This is a genomic window from Pseudoalteromonas sp. P1-13-1a (genome assembly GCF_001401875.1).
Classification (GTDB): domain Bacteria; phylum Pseudomonadota; class Gammaproteobacteria; order Enterobacterales; family Alteromonadaceae; genus Pseudoalteromonas.
In genome coordinates this window covers 1-296 of the sequence record NZ_LKDV01000110.1, presented here as the reverse complement: position 1 = coordinate 296, position 296 = coordinate 1, and the positions used below count along the sequence as shown (strand labels likewise).

Annotated in this window: 1 protein-coding gene; it reads left to right on the top strand. The window is 64.5% G+C overall.

Annotated features, from left to right (window positions below; all coding sequences use genetic code 11):
* A partial coding sequence (locus tag AN391_RS20020) for a GNAT family N-acetyltransferase (protein ID WP_144430249.1) occupies positions 1-254 on the top strand: 254 nt, incomplete at its 5' end.
* Positions 255-296 lie beyond the last annotated feature (42 nt).

The following is a 296-nucleotide window of genomic DNA, read 5'->3' as shown; positions in this document are numbered from 1 at the left end:
CGGAAGTGCACAGTGTCCACGTGGATGCTGGCCATCGTGGCCAGGGTATCGCCCGTCAGCTTCTTCTTGCCGCGTTCGCGGCTGCGCGCGCGGAAGGCATTGAATCGCTCACCCTCACGGTGCTGGCGGACAACGCTGCCGCGCGCGGGCTGTACGAATCGCTGGGCTTCAGTGCATTCGGCACGGAGCCGCGGGCAGTCAAACGCGCGGGCTGCTACACGGATATCGTCTCGTACTCGATCGCCCTGCAGTGACGATGAAACATTGCCGCAGGCGCGGTCATGTTTCCGTGGCAG